Annotated in this window: 21 protein-coding genes; 12 read left to right on the top strand and 9 right to left on the bottom strand. The window is 67.6% G+C overall.

The features are described from left to right. Window positions 1-2: 2 nt before the first annotated feature. The 3 genes from VEC11_RS05460 to VEC11_RS05450 are packed head-to-tail and all read right to left on the bottom strand — an operon-like array spanning window position 3 to window position 2,701. The gene (locus VEC11_RS05460; protein WP_464129584.1) at window positions 3-734 is read right to left on the bottom strand and encodes a hypothetical protein; all 732 of its coding nucleotides are present in this window, start codon (window positions 732-734) and stop codon (window positions 3-5) included. Window position 735: 1 nt separating this feature from the next. Next, a complete protein-coding gene (locus VEC11_RS05455; RefSeq protein ID WP_464129583.1) occupies window positions 736-1,476 on the bottom strand; it encodes a hypothetical protein in 741 nt (246 codons plus the stop codon). Window positions 1,477-1,492: 16 nt separating this feature from the next. Then, window positions 1,493-2,701: a toxic anion resistance protein gene (locus VEC11_RS05450; protein WP_464129582.1), complete on the bottom strand. Its 1,209-nt coding sequence runs from the start codon at window positions 2,699-2,701 to the stop codon at window positions 1,493-1,495. Between the two features lie 403 nt (window positions 2,702-3,104). Between VEC11_RS05450 and VEC11_RS05445 the strand changes: the two genes are divergently transcribed. From VEC11_RS05445 to VEC11_RS05430, 4 genes are all read left to right on the top strand, one after another. Then, a complete protein-coding gene (locus tag VEC11_RS05445; RefSeq protein WP_464129581.1) occupies window positions 3,105-3,725 on the top strand; it encodes a glycine zipper 2TM domain-containing protein in 621 nt (206 codons plus the stop codon). A gap of 157 nt (window positions 3,726-3,882) precedes the next feature. After that, window positions 3,883-4,347 carry a c-type cytochrome gene (locus tag VEC11_RS05440; protein WP_464129580.1) on the top strand — a complete coding sequence of 155 codons (465 nt, stop codon included), beginning with the start codon at window positions 3,883-3,885 and terminating at the stop codon, window positions 4,345-4,347. 26 nt (window positions 4,348-4,373) lie between these two features. Further along, window positions 4,374-5,012 (top strand): cytochrome b/b6 domain-containing protein, encoded by a 639-nt coding sequence (locus VEC11_RS05435; RefSeq protein WP_464129712.1) that lies wholly within the window; start codon window positions 4,374-4,376, stop codon window positions 5,010-5,012. 59 nt (window positions 5,013-5,071) lie between these two features. Beyond that, entirely contained in the window at window positions 5,072-5,941 is an 870-nt protein-coding gene (locus VEC11_RS05430) for a helix-turn-helix domain-containing protein (protein WP_464129579.1), read from the top strand. Between the two features lie 102 nt (window positions 5,942-6,043). On the opposite strand, the gene ligD is transcribed toward VEC11_RS05430, so the two are convergent. After that, window positions 6,044-8,509, bottom strand: coding sequence for a DNA ligase D (gene ligD, locus VEC11_RS05425; RefSeq protein WP_464129578.1), 2,466 nt, complete (start codon window positions 8,507-8,509; stop codon window positions 6,044-6,046). Between the two features lie 2 nt (window positions 8,510-8,511). After that, the gene (gene ku, locus VEC11_RS05420) at window positions 8,512-9,384 is read right to left on the bottom strand and encodes a non-homologous end joining protein Ku (RefSeq protein ID WP_464129577.1); all 873 of its coding nucleotides are present in this window, start codon (window positions 9,382-9,384) and stop codon (window positions 8,512-8,514) included. On the opposite strand from ku, the gene VEC11_RS05415 reads away from it, so the two are divergent. After that, entirely contained in the window at window positions 9,383-9,976 is a 594-nt protein-coding gene (locus VEC11_RS05415; protein ID WP_464129576.1) for a hypothetical protein, read from the top strand. The genes ku and VEC11_RS05415 overlap by 2 nt on opposite strands. A gap of 15 nt (window positions 9,977-9,991) precedes the next feature. Here the strand turns inward: VEC11_RS05415 and VEC11_RS05410 are convergent, their stop codons facing one another. Together VEC11_RS05410 and VEC11_RS05405 are read right to left on the bottom strand one after the other, a co-directional pair. Then, entirely contained in the window at window positions 9,992-10,663 is a 672-nt protein-coding gene (locus tag VEC11_RS05410; RefSeq protein WP_464129575.1) for a dioxygenase family protein, read from the bottom strand. A gap of 57 nt (window positions 10,664-10,720) precedes the next feature. Further along, entirely contained in the window at window positions 10,721-11,191 is a 471-nt protein-coding gene (locus VEC11_RS05405) for an Lrp/AsnC family transcriptional regulator (protein ID WP_464129574.1), read from the bottom strand. Window positions 11,192-11,310: 119 nt separating this feature from the next. Between VEC11_RS05405 and VEC11_RS05400 the strand changes: the two genes are divergently transcribed. The 7 genes from VEC11_RS05400 to VEC11_RS05370 all read left to right on the top strand — a co-directional run bounded on the left by VEC11_RS05400 (window position 11,311) and on the right by VEC11_RS05370 (window position 17,504). Beyond that, window positions 11,311-12,528 carry an amino acid aminotransferase gene (locus VEC11_RS05400; protein ID WP_464129573.1) on the top strand — a complete coding sequence of 406 codons (1,218 nt, stop codon included), beginning with the start codon at window positions 11,311-11,313 and terminating at the stop codon, window positions 12,526-12,528. Beyond that, on the top strand, window positions 12,521-14,614 hold the full coding sequence (locus VEC11_RS05395) for a transketolase C-terminal domain-containing protein (protein ID WP_464129572.1): 2,094 nt from the start codon (window positions 12,521-12,523) through the stop codon (window positions 14,612-14,614). Before VEC11_RS05400 ends, VEC11_RS05395 begins: the two co-directional genes overlap by 8 nt. A 3-nt stretch (window positions 14,615-14,617) precedes the next feature. Further along, the gene (locus tag VEC11_RS05390) at window positions 14,618-15,835 is read left to right on the top strand and encodes a dihydrolipoamide acetyltransferase family protein (RefSeq protein WP_464129571.1); all 1,218 of its coding nucleotides are present in this window, start codon (window positions 14,618-14,620) and stop codon (window positions 15,833-15,835) included. A gap of 186 nt (window positions 15,836-16,021) precedes the next feature. After that, on the top strand, window positions 16,022-16,363 hold the full coding sequence (locus VEC11_RS05385; RefSeq protein WP_464129570.1) for a hypothetical protein: 342 nt from the start codon (window positions 16,022-16,024) through the stop codon (window positions 16,361-16,363). Between the two features lie 57 nt (window positions 16,364-16,420). After that, window positions 16,421-16,750, top strand: coding sequence for a hypothetical protein (locus tag VEC11_RS05380; protein ID WP_464129569.1), 330 nt, complete (start codon window positions 16,421-16,423; stop codon window positions 16,748-16,750). A gap of 66 nt (window positions 16,751-16,816) precedes the next feature. Beyond that, the gene (locus tag VEC11_RS05375) at window positions 16,817-17,110 is read left to right on the top strand and encodes a hypothetical protein (RefSeq protein WP_464129568.1); all 294 of its coding nucleotides are present in this window, start codon (window positions 16,817-16,819) and stop codon (window positions 17,108-17,110) included. Window positions 17,111-17,198: 88 nt separating this feature from the next. After that, complete coding sequence (locus tag VEC11_RS05370) at window positions 17,199-17,504, top strand: hypothetical protein (RefSeq protein WP_464129567.1); 306 nt, start codon at window positions 17,199-17,201, stop codon at window positions 17,502-17,504. Window positions 17,505-17,508: 4 nt separating this feature from the next. Here VEC11_RS05370 and VEC11_RS05365 read toward each other — a convergent pair whose 3' ends face one another. Both VEC11_RS05365 and VEC11_RS05360 read right to left on the bottom strand, forming a co-directional pair. Continuing rightward, complete coding sequence (locus VEC11_RS05365; RefSeq protein WP_464129566.1) at window positions 17,509-17,994, bottom strand: SRPBCC family protein; 486 nt, start codon at window positions 17,992-17,994, stop codon at window positions 17,509-17,511. Then, window positions 17,991-18,299 carry an ArsR/SmtB family transcription factor gene (locus VEC11_RS05360; protein WP_464129565.1) on the bottom strand — a complete coding sequence of 103 codons (309 nt, stop codon included), beginning with the start codon at window positions 18,297-18,299 and terminating at the stop codon, window positions 17,991-17,993. The genes VEC11_RS05365 and VEC11_RS05360 overlap by 4 nt, the downstream gene beginning before the upstream one ends. Window positions 18,300-18,337: the final 38 nt, after the last annotated feature.

Below are 18,337 nucleotides of genomic sequence, written 5' to 3'. Positions count from 1 at the left end.
CCTTAGCTGCCGCGGAGGTTGTCGTCTTCCCGGTAGCGCGTCTCGATGAAGCGGCTGTGGGTGTCGAAATGGCTCTGCCGGTCGCGGCAGCATTGCTCCAGCAGATGGTCCATCTCGCCGGCGACGATGTCGAGGCTCTCGACAAAGCGGCGGCTGCTCTCGGCGTTCGAGGCGCGCGCCTGGTCGGGCAAAGCGAGATAGGAATCGACGAGCTGAGGCAGGTGCTGGCCGATCAGGCGGCGGATGTCGCCGGCCAGGGCCTCGTCATTGGGGCCGAGCTCGTGGAGATGCGGCTGGATTTCGCGCAGGCCCGCCATGATCCGGTCCGCCGCGGGCAAGGCGCGGCCCGGCAGCTCGTCGCAGCGGTCGAGCAGACCTTCCTCGGCGCGGACGGCGAGCTCGGGCAGCGGCAGGGTGTGCGGGGTGAGCCGCGCTTCTTCTTCCATCTTTCGTGCGTGCCGGGTCGGCTGGAACATGAGCACGATGCCGAGGAACAGGATCACCGGCACCGCGAAGATCCAGGCGAAAAACAGGCCCGGCTTGAACAAAGAGAAGCCGAGCAGCACGACCATGAGGCCGGCGACGATAAAGCCCGAGCGCCGGGCGCGGCGGCCGAACTCCTCCCATTTGCGCTGGGCGCGGCGGCGCTTCGCGGCGCGGCGGGTCGGCGAGCCGATCGCGCGGCGCAGGAAATCCTCGGTTTCGTAGAGCACCCGCTCGAGCTCGAAGCTCATCTCATTCGCTCCGGATCGGGCCGTCTTCGCGATAGCGGTCCTCGATGAACCGGCCCTGGGTCTGGAAGGCGTCGACATCGTCGCGGGCGAGCTTGCGGCCGAGCTCGTCGATCGCCGTGGTGGCGGCGTCGAGCCCCTGCGTCAGCCGCTCGTCGACATTGAGCCCCTCGGCATCGCGCTCGGCGCGATATTCGGACGGGACGCGCTCGTAGCGGTCGATCAGGTCCGGGAGATGCCTGCCGAGCAGGCGGCGCGCGTCCTGGGCGAGCGGATCCAGCGTGGCCATGTCGGAAAGCTGGCTTTCGAGCATCGGCAGCTGCGCGCTGATCGCGTCGGCGCGGCGCGCGGCCGCGGGCGGCAGCAGATGGCGCTTGCGCGCGAGCAGCGCGCCGAGCCGCTGCACCACCGCGGCGTTGGTCATATTGTCCTGATAGGCCGGGACGGGCCTCTCGCGCGGCCGCCAGAAGGCGATCACCGCCATGATCACCAGCGTCGCGATCACGATCGAGAAGAAGCCGCCGAGCCCGATCCCGCCGAGCACGAGGCCGGCGATGGTCGTGCCGACCAAGGCGAGGACGAGCACGATGCCGATGCTCACCGCCTTCTGGATGAGCTGGGTGCGGGTCAGCGGCTTGCGCGGCGCCATCGCGGCGGGGCCGCGCTCGGCAAGAATGCGGTCGTGCCGGTGCAGGACCTCGTCCAGCCGGGCGATGGATTGATTGACGCGGTCCGTGTCACTCATCAGGCGCGGGCGCTCCTCACCCCTCGATCGCGGTCAGCGGGTTGTCGGCGGCGGAGCCCAGAGCGCGGTTCTGCTCGACGCCCTCGGCGCGGGCGATATAGCCCCTGGACTTCTCGACCTCCTTGCCGAGCTGCTCGACGGTCTGCTTCATGTTGCCGAGCGCCTCGATCTTGAAGCGGTCGATCGTGTCCATCGTGTCGTAGATGTTCTGGAAGGCGCGCTGGAGCGTCTCCAGCGGGATCGTGGCGGAGGCCGCCTGCTTGTGGATCTCGGCCGACTGGGACTTGAGCAATTCGCCGGTCGATTCGATCATGTTGGCGGTGGTGGTGTTGAGCGCGGTGATCTGCTCCAGCACCAGTTTCTGGTTGGTCAGCGCCTGCGCGACGGTCACGGCGGTGCGCAGCGCGGCGACGGTCGTGGTGGAGGCGCGGTCGACGCCCTTCACCAGCTCGACATTGTTCTTCTTGACCAGGTCGAGGGCCAGATAGCCCTGCACGGTCACCGCCATCTGGGTGAGCAGATCGGTGGTGCGCTGGCGCGTGTAGAAGAGCGCAGTCTCGCGGATCGCCTTGGCCTTGGCCGGATCGGTCGCGTCGAGCTCGTTCGCCTTGTTCTCGAGCGCGGCGTCCATCGCCTTGGAGATGTGGATCATCTGCTCGAGCTTGCCCATGGTCTTCCACAGGTTGGCGCGCTCGACGTCGATCGCCGCATTGTCCATCAACAGCTCGTCCTTCCCCGAGGCCAGGGCGGCGAGGATCTTCGAGATGTGGGTCTGCGCGGACTGGTATTTCATGAAATAATTGCGGAGCCCGCCGCCCCACGGGATGAAGCCGAACAGCTTGCGCGGCTTCACGCCGCGGCCCGGGTCGAGATCCTCGACGGTGCGGCGCAGTTCGGTGAGGTCGGAGCCGATGCCGGTATCCTTGTCGATCGCCTTGACCGGCCGGTCGAGGAAGCGATTGGAGGCGCCGGCGGCCTCGTTGATCTCCTTGCGGCCCATCGTGGTCAGCTGATCGACCTTCTTGCCGAATTCGGGCGAATTGGCGTCGAGCGCGACCAGCTCGGCGACGAAGCTGTCGACCTTCTCCTCGAGCTGGCTCTTCTGCTCCTCCTTGAGGGGGACGAGCCCGGCGGCCTGCTCGGCCTGGACGGTCTGCAGCGGCGCGGGTGGCTCCAGAGTGAGCGTCTGCGCGCCGGCTTCGGTCGTCTGGGTCTGCGTGGCCATCTTTTGTCCCCGTCTCATGGTGGTCAGGGCGAGATTGGTGTGTCGGGCGCGCGAGCGCAAGGGATAACGTGTATTATTTTAGCAATACACGTTGCCACGAAAATGCCCGGAAATGGGGCCCGGAGGGCGCTTCCGCCGCAAAAGCGCCATCATGTTGAACCCCGGATTACAGGCCCGGTCAGGAAGCTGTCAGGGACTCGGCTGTAGACGGGGATCAAGAGTTTCCGGGTCCGGCCTGTTGTGTACCGCCGGACCGGGTTGCGAAGAGCGCCCCGGCCACCCCCCTTGGCCGGGGCGTTTTTCTTTTGCGCGTCCAGCGCGATAGCGCCTTCCCCCGTTCAGTCGCCGTGCAGGTTGCGAAGCGCAGAGCCGACTCGGTTCACGGCTTGGGGAGTATCAGACCATGCGCATATTTCTGGCCGGCGCCGCCGCTGCGGCCTTCGCCTTCGCCGCCACGCCGGCTTTCGCCCAATATGGCGGCAGCCCCGAGGAACAGGTCGAGGGCGCGCCGGACGAGGCGGAGATGACGGTCCCGGCCGACGAGGAGCAGGAAGCCATGGCGGCCCGGGCCGGCGTCCCGGCGACGGGCCCTGTCCCCGATGACATGGATGTGGATCCCGATGCGGATGTCGATGCGGATCTTGTCGTGGATGCGGGCGGCAAGGTCGAGGAGGTCCCCGGCGAGGACTATGCGGCGGCCGACATCGACACGGATATCGGCATGGATGCGGACGCCGACTCGGACATGGATGTCGACCCCGAGGATGCGGCGCCGCCCGAGATGGATGAGGATGCCGGCGAGCCCCAGCAGGGCGCGGTCTGGCAGGGCGAGGATGGCCGCACTTATTGCCGCCGTTCGGACGGCACGACCGGCCTTGTCGTCGGCGGCGGCGCCGGCGCCCTGATCGGCCGCGGCATTGACGGCGGCCGGCATCGCGCGGCGGGAACGATCATCGGCGGCCTGATCGGCGCCGTCGTGGGCAGCGCGGTCGAGCGCAGCGCCAGCCAGCAAAACTGCCGCTAGAGGCCGCCGGGAAGGCGTCATTTTAGCGAAAGCCGCAATCCCCCCGGAATTGCTGAAAAGACGGAGATTCCAGCTTGCGCTGGAATGACGAGGAGAGGTTTTGACCGCTCCGGCGTCTCGGCTATGGGAGCAGCGCGTCAGTTGCGGGAGTCGGTTCTTGAAGAAGTTTGTCCTGGTGAGTGTCGCGGCCGCCGTCCTTTGCGGCGCCGCCTTTGCCCAGCGTCCAGCCACCAGCGCCGCTACGACCATCCAGACGCGGCAGGGCCATTACAAGCAGATGGCGGCGGCGCTGAAGGGGATCAGCGACCAGCTCCGCGCCGGCAGCCCCGACCTCGCCCAGATCCGGCCGCGCGCCGCCCTGCTCGCCGACCGCTCGGTCCATGTGCTGGCCTGGTTCCCGCACGGGACCGGTCCGGAAGCCGGGGTCAGGACGCGGGCCAAACCTGAAATCTGGTCGAACCAGCAGGGCTTCCGGCAGGCCGGCGCCAGCTTCGTCGTCGCCGTGCGCACGCTGAACAGCGCCGCAATGGCCGGCGATATCGGCCGGATCCGCACCGCCTTCCCGGCCGTCCAGCGCGCCTGCGCCGGCTGCCACGACAATTTCCGGGCGCCCGAGCATTGATTGCCGAAGGCGGGCCGGTGAAGGATATGGGGGTCCGCATCTGGGACCTGCCCGTCCGGCTCTTCCACTGGTCGCTGGTCCTGCTCGTCCCCGCTCTGTGGTGGACGGCGGAGACCGAGCGGATGGAACTGCACATCCTGCTCGGCGAGGTGATGCTCGGCCTGCTCCTTTTCCGCCTGCTCTGGGGCCTACTCGGCAGCTCGACGGCGCGCTTCGCCTCCTTCGTGCGGGGTCCGCGCGCGGTGCTCCGCTACTTCAGGGAGAAGAAGCGGGCGCTCGGCCACAGTCCGCTCGGCGGCTGGAGCGTCATCGCCATGCTGCTCGCGCTCTCGGTGCAGACCGGGCTCGGCCTGTTCGCCTCAGACGAGGATGGCATCTATGCCGGGCCACTCTCGCGCCACATGCCCGACCTCGACAGCGCGCACGAGCTGGCCGAGCGGCACGAAACCCTCTTCTGGGTGATTGTCGCCCTGATCGCGCTGCATGTGCTGGCGATCCTCTATTACCGGCTGATCAGCCGCGAGGACCTGATCACGCCGATGGTGACGGGCCGCGGCCCGCCGGGCGAAGCGGGGGAGGCGATGGTGCCCGCGCCGCTCTGGCGCTTCCTGCTCGCCGCCGGTCTCGCGACGGGGCTGACCTTCGTCATTACTATGATCTTGTAAGCTCCCGTTCATTTTCTACATGCTCTAGTGTCATAGGGACCTAAGACACGAGGCGGGGCGTGGGTAGCTGCTTTTCCATCATGGACCATCATGTCGACCGGGCGCAGCACGCCCAGGTCGCCACTGCCGGCAAGCTCGTCCTCTCCCGCCTGCCGCCGGGCCACGGCATCGTGCCGGCGACCGCGCCGACGCTGAAGCTGATCCTGGAAGGCGAGGTCCGCTACGCCTTTGACGGACGGACCTTCGTGGTCCGGGCGGGCGAGTTCCTTTTCCTGGACGCGGGTACGGCCTGTGTCGTCGACAATCGCGCGACCACGATCGGGCTTTGTGTCGGCGTCTCCGGCGTGCCGCGGGTGTCATGCAGCGAGATGACGGACCCGCATGATTCGGTGCTTGGCCGCTCGCTCATCCTCTCGACCCGGGCCAGCGCCATGGGGCGGACGCTCGAATTTTACGGCCGGCAGATCGCCAACGATCCCGCGCTCGGCGACTCGCTCGCCGGCGAGCTGGTCGCGTCGGTCGAATATGCGATCGCCGAGCCGCTGGCGGAGAGCCGGGCGGCGATCGACGGACTGAAGGCGGCCAAGCCCTCGACCCGGCGCGAGCTCTATCGCCGGCTCGAGCGGGCGCGGGGCTTCCTGCACGACCATGATCACCGCAACGTGACCCTCGGCGAGATGGCGTCGATCGCCGGCCTCTCGCAATTCCACCTGGCGCGCTATTTCAAGGCGGCGTTCGGGCAGGCGCCGATCACCTATCATCGCGACCTCAGGCTCGCTCGCGCGGCCGAATTGCTGCGCGTCGGGCACAGCGTCGCCGCGGTCGCCGAGGCGACGGGCTATTCGGACCAGGTGGCGCTGAGCCACGCCTTCCGCCGCCGCTACGGCGCCCCGCCGCAAAGCTGGACGCAGCGGCGGCTGGCTTCGTAACGGACGGTACGAAATCGTCATTGCGAGCGTAGCGAAGCAAACCAGTACGGCGCGGAGAACTGATGGGTTGCCGCGTCGCTGCGCTCCTCGCAATGACGGGGATTACACTGACGGCAGGACTTGCCTGGCCTCGCCCCAGCCCTGGAGCAGGCGGGAGGCGGCGCGGTCGAGGAGCCTGTCGGCATCCTTCACCGTGAAGACGTGGCCCGAGGCCATGTCGTCCAGCTCCTCCCAGTTGATGGGGGCGGCGACCGGCGCGCTTTCGCGGGCGCGGGCGGAATAAGGCATGATCGCCGTCGCGCCGCGCTGGTTGCGCAGATAATCGATGAAGATCAGGCCTTTGCGCTTCGCCTTTGAGAGCTCGGATGTGAACCTTTCGGGCTCGGCCTCGGCCAAGGCCATGGCGAAGCGCCGGGCGAAATCCTTGACCTCGGGCCATTCCGCCTTCGGCGTCAGCGGGACGATGACGTGGACGCCCTTGCCGCCGGTCAGCATCGGGAAGGTCTGCAGGCCCATGTCGGCGAGATGGCGGCGCAGATCCTTCGCCGCCTTCTTCACGAGGCCGAAATCCAGCCCCTCGTCCGGGTCCAGGTCGAAGACGATCCGGTCCGCTTTCTCGACGTCGGCGACCCTCGAGCCCCAGCCATGGAACTCGATCGTGCCCATCTGCACGCAGGCGATGATGCCGGCAATGTCCTCGACGTAGAGATAATCCTCCTTGTGCCCGTCCTTCTCGCGGATCGGGACGTGGCGGACGTGCGGGCCGAAAGTGCCGCTGTCATGCTTCTGGAAGAAGCATTTCTTCGCCCGGCCCTGCGGGCAGCGGACGAGGCTGACGGTGCGGTTCGCGGTCCAGGGGAGCATGACCGCGCCGATCGCGCGATAATAAGCGGCGAGATCGCCCTTGGTCACCTTCGCGTCAGGGAAGATGATGCGGTCCGGATTGGAGATTTTCACGTCATCGGTCACCGGATCGGGCGTCTTCCGGGGCATTTCGGCCACCACCTCCTTCGCCGCCTTGTCGCCGCGCAGGCCGAGGAAGCTCGCATGGCGCACGACATTGTCGGCCGTGAACTCCGCGAAGGCAATCTCCGCGACCAGCTTCGGCTTCACCCAGTGCACGCCGCGCGCCTCCGCACGGGGGACTTCCGCAGGGGCCTTCGTGGTTGCGAGCTTGTCGAAGCGCTCGCGCAGATCGATCTGGACCTGCTGGGAAAAACCGGTGCCGACCTTGCCTGCATAGCGCAGCTTCCCGTCCTCATTGAGGCCGAGCAAAAGGGCGCGGAAGCCGCGCCCTTTCTTGTCGCTCTCGCTCCAGCCGATGATCACGAATTCCTGCCGGCGCGTGCATTTCACCTTCAGCCAGTTCTTCGTCCGCGCGTGGCGATAGGGGGCGTCGGCCTTCTTGGAGATGATCCCCTCCTGGCCCGCCTCGCACATCGCGTCGAACAATTGCTCGCCCTTGCCGAGAATATGGTCGGCATAGAGGATGAAGGGCGGCTGCCCTTTGCCGACGAGGCTGGCGAGGCGTTGCTTGCGCTCGATATTGGGCAGCTTCTCCAGATTTTCGCTATCGATTTCCAGGGCGTCGAACAGGAACAGGCTCAGACCTTTGCCGCCCTCCGAGATGGCCTGCTGGAGCGCCGAGAAGCCGGTATTGCCCTTGTCGTCCAGCGCGACGATCTCGCCGTCGAGCAGGGCGCTGTCGCAGTCGATGCCGGCGGCCGCCGCGGCGATCTCCGGGAATTTGTCAGTCCAGTCGAGGCCGGTGCGCGTGTAGATCCTGGCCTTGCCGCCGGCGAGCGCGAGGAGGCAGCGATAGCCGTCATATTTCATCTCGTGCAGCCAGGCCGAGCCCGCCGGGACGCTGTCGACGAGCGTGGCCTTCTGCGCTTCGCGGAATTTGGGGAAGGCGGCGGCTGACGCGCCGCGCTTGCGGCTGCGCGCGGGCGCCTTGCGCTCCTTCGCCTTCTTGCCTGCGGCAATCTCGTCGAGGGTGCGATCGGTCTTCACCGAGCGGAGATAGGTGTCGGTGAGCCCGGTCGGGCTGCCGGCATGCTCGTCGTCGACCTTCTTCAATATCCAGTTCTCGGTCCGCTCCTTGCCGCGCGGCTTCAGGCGGAACATCACCCATTCGCCCTGCATCCGCTCGCCATGGAGGGTGAAGTGGAGATGGCCCTCCTTCAGCGTCTTCACCGGGTCCTTGTCCGGCCGCGGCTCCCAGGTGCCGCGATCCCAGAGCATCACGGTGCCGCCGCCATATTCGCCCTTGGGGATCGTGCCCTCGAAGGTGGCGTAGGACATGGGATGGTCCTCGGTGCGCACGGCGAGGCGGTTGTCGGCGGGGTCGAGGCTGGGGCCGCGGGTCACCGCCCAGCTCTTCAGAGTGCCCTCCAGCTCCAGCCGGAAATCGTAATGGAGCCGGGTCGCATCATGCTTCTGGACCATGAAGATCCGGTCCTTCGCCCGCTTTTGCGCGACTTTGCCCGCGGGCTCCGCGGTTTTCGCGAAGTCGCGCTTGCGATTATAGGTGGCGAGCGGGTCAGCGGCCCTGGCGGTTCGCGGCATTGTCAGGCCCGTTTGCGCGCCGGCGCCGCTTTCTTCGCGGGGGCCTTGCGGGCCGGCGCCTTCTTCGCTGCGGGGGCTGCCTTCCCCTTCTTCTCGATCGACTGCTTCAGCGCGGCCATCAGGTCGATCACGTTGGAGCCGCGCTTCGCCGGCGCCTCTTCCTCTTCGGCCTCGATCTTCGCGCCCTTCAGCTTGCGCTTCTTCTCGATCAGGTCCCTCAGCGCGTCGACATAGCGGTCGTGGAACTTGCCGGGATCGAATTTCGAGGCCTTGCGGTCGATCAGCGCCTCGGCCAGCTCCAGCATCTCGGCGTCGGGCTTCGCGTCGGAAATGTCGCGGAAATAACCCTGCGCCTTCACCACCTCGTCGGCATAGCGCAGGGTCTCCAGCAGGATGCCACGGCCGCAGGGCTTCAGGCTCACCACATATTCGCGGCCGCGCATGGCGAGCTGGCCGAGCGCCACCTTCTTCGTCTCCCGGAGCGCCTCGCGCAGCACGACGAACGCCTCCTCGGCGAGATCGTCGGCGGGGACGACATAATAAGGCCGCTCGTAATAGAGCGGGTCGATCTCGTGCGCGTCGACGAACTGGGTGAGCTCCAGCGTCTTCTTCGACTCCAGCTTCACCGCCTCCAGCTCATCGTCGTCGAGCAGGACGTAATGGCCCTTGCTGTACTGGTAGCCCTTGACGATCTCGTCCGGATCGACCGCGCCGATGCCGGGCACGACCTTCTCATATTTGATGCGCTTGCCCGAGGGCTCGTGGATCTGGTTGAAGGCCACGGTCGCGCCCGAGCGGGTCGCCGAATAGATTTCCACGGGGATCGAGACCAGGGCCAGCCTGATCTGCCCCTTCCAATAGGGCCGTGCGGCCATGGGCATTGCCTCCGAAGATCGTGTCGCGGGCGATTCAATAGCTGGGGCGGAGGAGGGTTCCCATCAGGCTTTTGGGCAGGCCGCTGCGGTTGCGACCTGCGCGGTTTTCCTGCAATCTGTCGACATGCGCGGGCTGATCCTCTTCGGAGCCCTGATCATGACGGCGGCCGCGGCCGGCCCATCGCTTGCCGCTGAACGAGGAGCCGACTCGGCATCCGTGTTTGCCACCGTGGGACATTCGGAATGGTGCCCGCAGGGAAATGTGCGGCTGGATCTGGGGACCGGCCGCTACCGGGTGACCGCACCCGCCACTTGGCGGACCTGTCGCAGGCCGGCTTTCCGCTCCCGGCTCCGGATGGGGCTTCTTCCGGCAGACCAGCTGGCGGCAGTCCGCGAGGCCTACCGAGCCGCGATGACGCGCGGACTTGAGCGCCGCGACTGTCGCGTGGTCATCAGCAATGGCGGGACGCCCGTGCTTCGCATCACCCGTGGAGGTCAGACGGTCGCGGCTCCGCAGAATGAGGGCTGCTGGAGCGAATCGGCGCTGCGCTTGCATGACGTGCTGGAGCGGCTGTTCGACCCGCGCCGCTAGACGGGATCTCCGTCGTCAGCCCATCAGTACGATATCCCAGCGATATTTGCTGCCGTCGGCCGGATTGCGCGCCGCGACCGAGCTGGCTGCGTCCCTCCCCAGTGCGGAATAGAGCGTGTCGCGGGCATTCGCTGCCGCATCCTCGGGGAAGTACATTTGCGCGATCGTCCGGTGGGTGCGCCCGCGCAGGTCGAAATGGAGGTGCGGCGGGCGATGGCCGATCGGGCTGTCATAGCCACCGGGCTTGATCGTTACGATCCGGTAGCTCCCGTCCGCGCCGGTAGTGAGGCGGGCGTAGCTCTGGAAGTCGGGATCGAGCGCCGCGACCGCCGGATCGAGCGCGTGCGCGTAGCGGCCGGCCGCATTGGCCTGCCACAATTCCATCCGCGCGCCTGAAATCGGATTGCCCCGCACGTCGCGGATCCGTCCGGTCAGCTCGATCACCGTGCCGCGCGCGCGGTTGCGATGACCGGCGAGGCGCGTCAGGTCGGCATCATTCTCGCGCCCGGGGTTCAGCGGATAGAAGGGCCCCATCGGCGATTCCGCAGTCGTGCCGAGCGGCGGCTGCGGCTGCTGGGCTCGCGCCGGCAGCGCCACGAACAGGCCAGCCGAGGCGAGCGCCGCCTGCGCGAATTGCCGACGGGACAGCAGGTCCTGGTCGACCGTGAAATTGTGATCATCGTGCATGGCTTTGTTCCCCCTCCGGAACGAGATAGCACGAGGTGGCAGCCATGTCCCGCCGTTCTAGACGGGAATCTCCGTCGTATATTTCACCTGCCTGAGCGCGAAATTGCTTGCCGCGTTCGCCACGCTCGGATGCGCGAGCACGCCCCGGCGGATGAAGCGGTCGTAATCGGCGACGTCGCGGACAGCGATGCGCAGCAGATAGTCCCACTCGCCCGACATGGCGTAGCATTCGACGATCTCCTCGCGGCCCTCGATGAAGCTCTCGAACTCGGCGCGGGATTCCTGGGTCTGGCGGTTCATCCGGACCTGGCAGAGGACATTGACGCTGCGGCCCAGCCGCGCCGGATCGGCGAGGCGGACGGCGGCGCCGAGCACGCCGGCCCGCTCGAGCGCGCGGACCCGGCGCCAGACCGAGGCGGGGGAGGCGCCGACGCTCTCCGCGAGGGTGGCGTGGCTCTGGCTCGCGTCGCGCTGCAGGGCTTGGACGATTCGCCGGTCCACATCGTCGAGGTGAAATTCTTCGCTCATTATTTTGCCATAGCATGAAACGAATGTTTCACGAAATCCCGTTTTGATGCGCAGTCTGACAAGTCTTTGCGCGCGCGTTCCGGTAGGACTATCGCCGCCGCATACAGGAGGTGCGCAGGATGAGCGATCAGGCCGACGTGATGGTGCGGGAGGGGCAGCCGATCCTGCTCGACCGGCTCGAGGACCAGCCGCAGGACCCGCTGATCGCGTTGATCGCGCTCGCCAATAACGACCCGCGGCCGGGCAAGATCGACGTCGGTGTGGGCGTCTTCCGCGACAGCGCCGGCAACACGCCGATCCTGAAATGCGTGAAGGCGGCGGAGCAGATCCTCCAGGAGACGCAGAAGACCAAGGCCTATATCGGCTCGCAGGGCGACGCGGAGTTCGTCGAATTGGTCTATCCGATCGTGTTCGGCGCCGGCGCCGGGGCGAGCGGGCGGATCGTCGGCCTGCAGACGCCCGGCGGCTGCGGCGCGCTCAGGCTCGGGGCGGAGCTGATCGCGCGGGCCAATCCCGGCGCGCGCATCCTCGCCGGCGAACCGACCTGGCCCAACCATGCGCCTCTGATCGCTTCGTCGGGTGTCGAGATGGTCCCCTATGCCTATTACGACAAGGCGACCGCGACGCTGCACTTCGACCGGATGATGGAGGCGTTCGGCAAGGCCGAGGCGGGCGATCTCGTGCTGCTGCACGGCTGCTGCCACAACCCGACCGGGGCCGATCTCAGCCTCGACCAGTGGCGCGAGGTCGCCGATGTGGTCGCAGCGCGGGGCCTGATCCCCTTCGTCGACCTCGCCTATCAGGGCTTCGGCGACGGCCTCGAGGCCGATGCCGCGGGGACGCGGCTGGTGGTGGACGCGGCCGAGCAGGCTTTGGTCGCGCAGAGCTGCGACAAGAATTTCAGCTGCTACCGCGACCGGCTCGGCACCCTGTTCGTCAAGGGCTCGACGTCGCGGAGCGCGGAGGTCGCGTTCAACAATTTGCTCGGCCTCGCCAGGACGATGTGGTCGATGCCGCCCGATCATCCGGCGGCGGTGGCGCGGATCATCCTCAGCGATCCGGAACTGCGCGCGCTCTGGGAGAGCGAGGTGGACGCGATGGGCGGCCGGATCCGCGAGATCCGCGGGCGCCTCGCCGCCGCCGACCTGCGGCTCGCCTATATCGGCGGGCAGAAGGGCATGTTCTCGATGCTGCCGCTGACGCCGCAGCAGGTGCTGGAGCTGCGCGAGGAACAGGGCATCTACATGGCGGGTTCGGGCCGGTTCAACGTCGTCGGCCTCGCCGACGCCGCGGTCGAGCGTTTCGCCGCCTTGGTCGTGGAGAAGCTGGATGGCTGAGGCCGGCACCCCGATTGCGAAAAAGGGGAAAAGTCGGGCCAACACGCCCGACCCGGACTTTGACTGGCGGGAGATCGCCTGGCTCATGCAGGTCAGCCGGGCGCTCGACCGGCTCGAGGAGACCCGCCTCGTGCCCGAGCGCAAGGTCCTCTACCAGTTCAGCGCGCGCGGCCACGACATGGCGCAGGTCATGCTCGGCACAAGGCTCGATCATCCGCGCGACGGCGCCTGCGGCTATTACCGCTCGCGGCCCTTCCTGCTCTCGCTCGGCGTCGAGCTGGAGGACGCGCTCGGCTCGGCCATGGGCCGGGCCGGCGGCTATTCGGACGGGCGCGATATCGGCGTCGTCTTCAACTATCCCAATCCGGCCGGCTGCCCGGCGCTGCCGATGTGCGGCGGCGTCGGCGCCCAATATACGCCGACCGCGGGCTGGGCGCAGGCGATCACCTATTATCGGGACGTGCTCGGCGACGACGGTTATGCGGGCGCGATCGCGGTCGTGCTTGGCGGCGATGCGAGCTGCGCGACCAACGGCTTCTGGTCCGCCCTGACCATCGCGACGACGCAGAAGCTGCCGATGCTCTTCTACGTCGAGGACAATCAATACGGCATCTCGGTGCCCTCCACCTACCAGACGCCGGGCGGGGACATTGCGCGCAACCTCGCGAGCTTCGGCAATCTGCACGTCCTCAGCGGGGACGGGACCGAGCCGGCCGAGGCGGCGGGGCTGATCTCGGAAGCGGCCGAATATGTGCGCGGCGGCTCCGGCCCGGCGTTGCTCAGGCTCAGCGTGCCGCGGCTGCAGGGGCACAGTTTTCAGGACACGCAGGCCTATAAGAGCGAGGCGTTCGTCGCCTCGGAATGGGAGCGCGATCCGCTGCCCAAGCTCAAATCCTATCTGGTCGGCGCCCTCATGGACGAGGCGGAGTGGGACGCGATCGCGGCGGAGGCCGAGGAAGCGGTGGCGGCCGCCTCCGCTGCTGCGGAGGAGCGGACGGTCTCCAGCCCCGATCGGGTCACCGCCAACGTCTTCTACGAAGGCGAGATGCAGCTGTTCGGCGGGCAATGGACGCGCGGCTATCGCGCGCCGGCCTCGACCGAGACGCCGCGGCCGCAGGGGCAACGGATCAACATGTCGACGGCGATCCGCCGCACGCTCGACGCCGAGCTCGAGCTCAACCCGCGCATGCTGCTGTTCGGCGAGGATGTCGGGCCGAAGGGCGGTGTCCATGGCGTGACCCTGGGCCTGCAGGAGAAGTATGGCGTCGAGCGCGTCTTCGACACCAGCCTCTCCGAGGAAGGCATTATCGGGCGCGCGGTCGGCTTGGCGCTGGCCGGGCTGCTGCCGGTTCCCGAGATCCAGTTCCGCAAATATGCCGAGCCCGCGCTCGAGCAGATCAACGATTGCGGGACGATGCGCTGGCGGACCAACAACCGCTTCGCCGCGCCGATGGTGCTCAGGATGCCGGTCGGCTTCTTCAAGTGCGGCGACCCTTGGCACAGCCAGACCAACGAGGTGCAGTTCGTGCACAATCCGGGCTGGCAGGTGGCGGTGCCGAGCAATGCCGAGGATGCGGTCGGGCTGCTGCGCTCGGCGCTGCGCGGCAACGACCCCGTGGTGTTCTTCGAGCACCGTGCGATGCTCGACGACGCCTGGGCCCGGCGTCCCTGGCCCGGCGACGATTACGTGCTGCCCTTCGGCCATGCCAGGAAGGTGCGCGAGGGCGACCGGATCACGATCGTCACCTGGGGCGCGATGGTGCCGCGCTGCGAGGCGGCGGCCGAGGGCCTCTCCGCCGACGTGATCGACCTCAGGACCCTGCAGCCCTGGGACCGGGAGATGGTGCTGAAATCGGTGGCGCGGACGCGGCGCTGCCTGATCGTGCACGAGGATCTGCGCACCGGCGGCTTCGGCGCGGAGATTGCCGCGGTGGTCGCGGACGAGGCCTTTCTCGATCTCGACGCGCCGGTCGCCAGGCTGACGATGCCCGACATTCCGAGCCCGCATAATCCGGTCCTGCTCGACTGGGCGGTGCCGTCGGTCGAGCGGATTCGCGCGAAAATTGACGAGCTGCTGGAGTTCTAGGGAATGATCGACGTCCTCGTTCCCGTCGAGCAGGAAGGCACCAAGGCGGTGGTGCGGAACTGGCTGAAGCGGATCGGCCAGCGCGTTGAGGAGAATGAGCCGCTCGTCGAGCTCGAGACCGACAAGGTGGCGATGGAGGTCCCTGCGCCGGCTTCGGGCGTGCTCAGGGAGATCGTGCTGGATACCGACGCCGATGCGGTGCCCGGGGCGGTGCTCGGGCGGATCGCGACCGAGGCGGAGGCCGAGGCCGCACCGTCGGTGCCCGAACCTCCGTTGGTTGGGAAGCCGGACAGGAGGGAAAGGCCTTCGACAGGCTCAGGCCGAACGGGAGAAGGTCGGGAGAACCGCCTCTCGCCATCGGTGAAGCGGGCGGTACTGCAGCATGATCTGAACCCGGAGCATATTTCGGGCACGGGCCGGAACGGGCGGATTACGCGCGACGATGTCGACCGCGCGATCGAGGCGGCGACCAGGGTCTCGAAGCCGGTCGAAGGGATCATCCCCGCCAGCACGGGTGACATTCGCTCGCACTTCATCCCGCACGACCGGATGCGTCTGGCCATCGCCGAGAACATGCATCGCTCGGTGACCGACGCCCCGCATGTCACCGCCGTGTTCGAGGCGGATTTCTCGGCGATCATGGCGCATCGCGAGGCGCACAAGGCAGCCTATGCGAAGAAGGGGGTGAAGCTCACCTATACCGCCTATCTGGTTGCGGCGGCGGCCGAGGCGATGAAGGTCGCGCCGGCGATCAACAGCCGCTGGCACGCAGACCGGCTGGAGCTGTACGACGACATCAATATCGGCGTCGGCACCGCGCTCGGCACCAAGGGGCTGATCGTGCCGGTGGTCCGCAAGGTCCAGCAACTGAACCTGAAGGGCATCGCCGCGCAGCTCGACGAGCTGGTCGAGAAGGCGCGGGGCGAGAAACTGACCAGCGCCGACATCAGGGGCGGCACCTTCACCATCTCCAATCACGGCGTGTCGGGCTCGCTCTTCGCGGCGCCGATCATCATCAACCAGCCGCAGTCGGCGATCCTCGGCGTCGGCAAGCTGGAGAAGCGCGTCGTCGTGCGCGAGGTGGGCGGCGTCGACACGATCCAGATCCGGCCCATGGCCTATGTCAGCCTGACCATCGACCACCGGGTCGTCGACGGCCACCAGACCAATGGCTGGCTGACCCGCTTCGTCGAGGTGCTGGAGAACTGGCCCGCGGACTGAAGGCTGGCGCTCCGGATCCGCAAGCGTCGCCCGGCGAAACGGCGCCGCGGCCCGATCCGGGCCGTCGCTCCGCGCCTTGGCTCTTTTCAAAGCGCTCCTAACGAGTTAGCATCGATCCCGGTCGAGGCTGCCGGCCCTGTGCGTACGGTCTGGATCCGGCATGTCCGGCGAAAGAGGGGTTAACGCATGAAGATGCTCGTCGCCGTCGCGCTGGTCGCGACCTCATTCCCGGTCGTCACCACCGCCGCCGCCGCAGCCGGCGGAAATGATTCCTCCGCCAACGAGCGGCGGGTTTGCACCCAGCCGGCGCGGGCTCGCGCCGGTTCCCGGATGAGCCCGCGCCGGGTCTGCCGCACCGAGGCCCAATGGCGCGATGCGCTCGGCCCGGACTGGCGCCAGCTCCTTTCCGGCCGCACGCTCGAAGGCGATCAGGACCTGCTGGGCCAGCGTTCCTCGCCCAATGTCGACCATCGCGGGGTCCAGGGCCTTCCGGTCGGGCATCCCAGCCGCGGGCTCGGCCCGAACTGATCGCGCGCCAAAGGCGCGTCCGGACAGACTTCCTGCGGCCAGAGGGAGGGGCAGGTGATGAAGACGATTTCATCCGTGGCGCTCGTCGTGACCTGCATCGCCGCATTTCCGGTGTCCGCCGGGGCGATGGGCAGGCCCGAAGCCAGTCCCGAGCGCCGTCATTGCACGCAGCTTTCTGCCGCCCGCGCCGCGTCGCGACTGCCGCCGCGCCGGATGTGCCGCACACCGGCGCAATGGACTGAATTGCTCGGCCCGGAATGGCGGCGCCGGCTGGAGGCTAATGACATCCAGGCCGATATCGAGGCGATGCAGTCGCGCATGACGCCCGACGATGCCGCCCATGGCCCGGCGCCCTGGCGCTCCTATGGCCGCGCGAAGCAGGATTGATTGCCGATTGCCGATTGCCGATTGCCGAAGCCAACCGTTGCGTTGCCGCCTGCGAAGGAGGGGATCATGAAGCTTCTGGTTGCCATCGCTCTGGTCGCTGCTGCCTGGCCCGGCCTTGCCGTCGCCGCCGGCCGTCCCGAGACGGCCACGAACGAACGCCGCGTCTGCACGCAGATTACCGCGCGGGCGGGTTCGCGCATGTCCGGCCGGCGGGTCTGCAGGACCTCCCGGGAATGGCGCGATGCGCTTGGCCCGGATTGGCGTCAGCACTTGAACGGCGCGACGAGTGTCCAGGATACGATGGAGCAGGTGGAGATGCGCACGAGGCATGAGTCAAACCCGCCCGTGGCGCCGAACTGAGACGCTGGAGGGGGCGCTCGTCCCAACCGCCCTTCATGCCGCTTTCATTGTCGGCGAAGCGCGGCATTGGGAAATCGAAGAGGCGACGATGAAGAAGGTGGTTGCTCTCGCTCTGATCGTCACGACGCTGCCGCTGGGCGCTGCCGGCGCCTCCGCCGAGGGCCGCCCGGAGACGAACGAGCGCGCCGAGCGGCGGGTCTGCACGCAGATCACGGTCCGCGCGGGCTCGCGCATGTCGGGCCGGCGGATCTGCAAGACCCAGCGCGAATGGCGCGAGGTCCTGGGCCCGGACTGGCGTCAGCATCTTGCCGGCGCGCGCAGCATCGAGCTCGACTATGACGCGTTGATGATGCGCTCGGCTCGCGCCACCAGCGTGAACGAGGTGCCGCACTGACCCTTTAGCCGGCTTCGGCCGCCTTCTGGTAACCGTCGAGCAGCTCCCGCCAGCCGCCGTCCATCCCGCTCTCGTAATCGCCCCGGATCTTCTCGGCCTGTTCGCCATAACGGTCGAGGTCGCGATGCTCGAAAGTGACGATCGTATGGTCGCCATCTTCGGCGAAGGTCACTTCGACATTGGTTTCGAAATCGGGGTCGTAGGTCCATTCGCCGTTCAGCGACCAGATCAGGTGGAGCCGCTCCGGCGCCTCGTAGGCGACGACCTTGCCCCAGGACTGCTCGGCGCCGTCATTGCCGATCTCGTACCAGCGGCCGCCCGCATGCGGCTCGATGATCACGTCCTTCTGGCCCGCCGCGACCAGGCTGTGCGACTTCAGCCACCAGCCGCCCATGGCGACGAACGTGTCGAACGCCTTCTGCCGGGTCGCCTTGACGCGCAAGGTGCGGCGGATTGGCGCGGGCTTGATGCGCCGGGCTTCCACATTCATGTCCTCTCCTCCCTTTCGGCGGCTTCGGCATAGGCCGCAAGCGCCCGGTCCCAGAAGCGGTCGAGCCAGGCGCGGATCTCGCCGAGGCCGGCCGGATCGATCGAATAGATGCGGCGCGTGCCCTGCGCCTCGTCGTGCACCAGATGGGCCTCCTTCAGCACCTTCAGATGCTGCGACACGGCCGGGCGCGTGATCGGCAGCCCCGCCGCCAGCTCGCGCACCGCCATCGGTCGCTCCGACAGGCGCTCGAAGATGGTCTGGCGCATCGGTTCGGCGAGGGCGGCAAAGGCGGGAGCGTTAGTCACTACTAACGGTTAGTATATACTTACAGAAATTGCAACCC

It is taken from the genome of Allosphingosinicella sp., from assembly GCF_035626655.1.
Classification (GTDB): Bacteria; Pseudomonadota; Alphaproteobacteria; order Sphingomonadales; family Sphingomonadaceae; genus Allosphingosinicella.
This window is presented reverse-complemented; position numbering and strand designations above follow the sequence as displayed.

Coding starts and splice junctions, on each gene's coding strand:
- VEC11_RS05460 (WP_464129584.1), bottom strand. CDS start 734: ATGAGCTTCGAGCTCGAGCGGGTGCTCTACGAAACCGAGGATTTCCTG.
- VEC11_RS05455 (WP_464129583.1), bottom strand. CDS start 1,476: ATGAGTGACACGGACCGCGTCAATCAATCCATCGCCCGGCTGGACGAG.
- VEC11_RS05450 (WP_464129582.1), bottom strand. CDS start 2,701: ATGGCCACGCAGACCCAGACGACCGAAGCCGGCGCGCAGACGCTCACT.
- VEC11_RS05445 (WP_464129581.1), top strand. CDS start 3,105: ATGCGCATATTTCTGGCCGGCGCCGCCGCTGCGGCCTTCGCCTTCGCC.
- VEC11_RS05435 (WP_464129712.1), top strand. CDS start 4,374: ATGGGGGTCCGCATCTGGGACCTGCCCGTCCGGCTCTTCCACTGGTCG.
- ligD (WP_464129578.1), bottom strand. CDS start 8,509: ATGCCGCGAACCGCCAGGGCCGCTGACCCGCTCGCCACCTATAATCGC.
- VEC11_RS05415 (WP_464129576.1), top strand. CDS start 9,383: ATGGGCATTGCCTCCGAAGATCGTGTCGCGGGCGATTCAATAGCTGGG.
- ku (WP_464129577.1), bottom strand. CDS start 9,384: ATGGCCGCACGGCCCTATTGGAAGGGGCAGATCAGGCTGGCCCTGGTC.
- VEC11_RS05410 (WP_464129575.1), bottom strand. CDS start 10,663: ATGCACGATGATCACAATTTCACGGTCGACCAGGACCTGCTGTCCCGT.
- VEC11_RS05405 (WP_464129574.1), bottom strand. CDS start 11,191: ATGAGCGAAGAATTTCACCTCGACGATGTGGACCGGCGAATCGTCCAA.
- VEC11_RS05400 (WP_464129573.1), top strand. CDS start 11,311: ATGAGCGATCAGGCCGACGTGATGGTGCGGGAGGGGCAGCCGATCCTG.
- VEC11_RS05395 (WP_464129572.1), top strand. CDS start 12,521: ATGGCTGAGGCCGGCACCCCGATTGCGAAAAAGGGGAAAAGTCGGGCC.
- VEC11_RS05390 (WP_464129571.1), top strand. CDS start 14,618: ATGATCGACGTCCTCGTTCCCGTCGAGCAGGAAGGCACCAAGGCGGTG.
- VEC11_RS05385 (WP_464129570.1), top strand. CDS start 16,022: ATGAAGATGCTCGTCGCCGTCGCGCTGGTCGCGACCTCATTCCCGGTC.
- VEC11_RS05380 (WP_464129569.1), top strand. CDS start 16,421: ATGAAGACGATTTCATCCGTGGCGCTCGTCGTGACCTGCATCGCCGCA.
- VEC11_RS05375 (WP_464129568.1), top strand. CDS start 16,817: ATGAAGCTTCTGGTTGCCATCGCTCTGGTCGCTGCTGCCTGGCCCGGC.
- VEC11_RS05370 (WP_464129567.1), top strand. CDS start 17,199: ATGAAGAAGGTGGTTGCTCTCGCTCTGATCGTCACGACGCTGCCGCTG.
- VEC11_RS05365 (WP_464129566.1), bottom strand. CDS start 17,994: ATGAATGTGGAAGCCCGGCGCATCAAGCCCGCGCCAATCCGCCGCACC.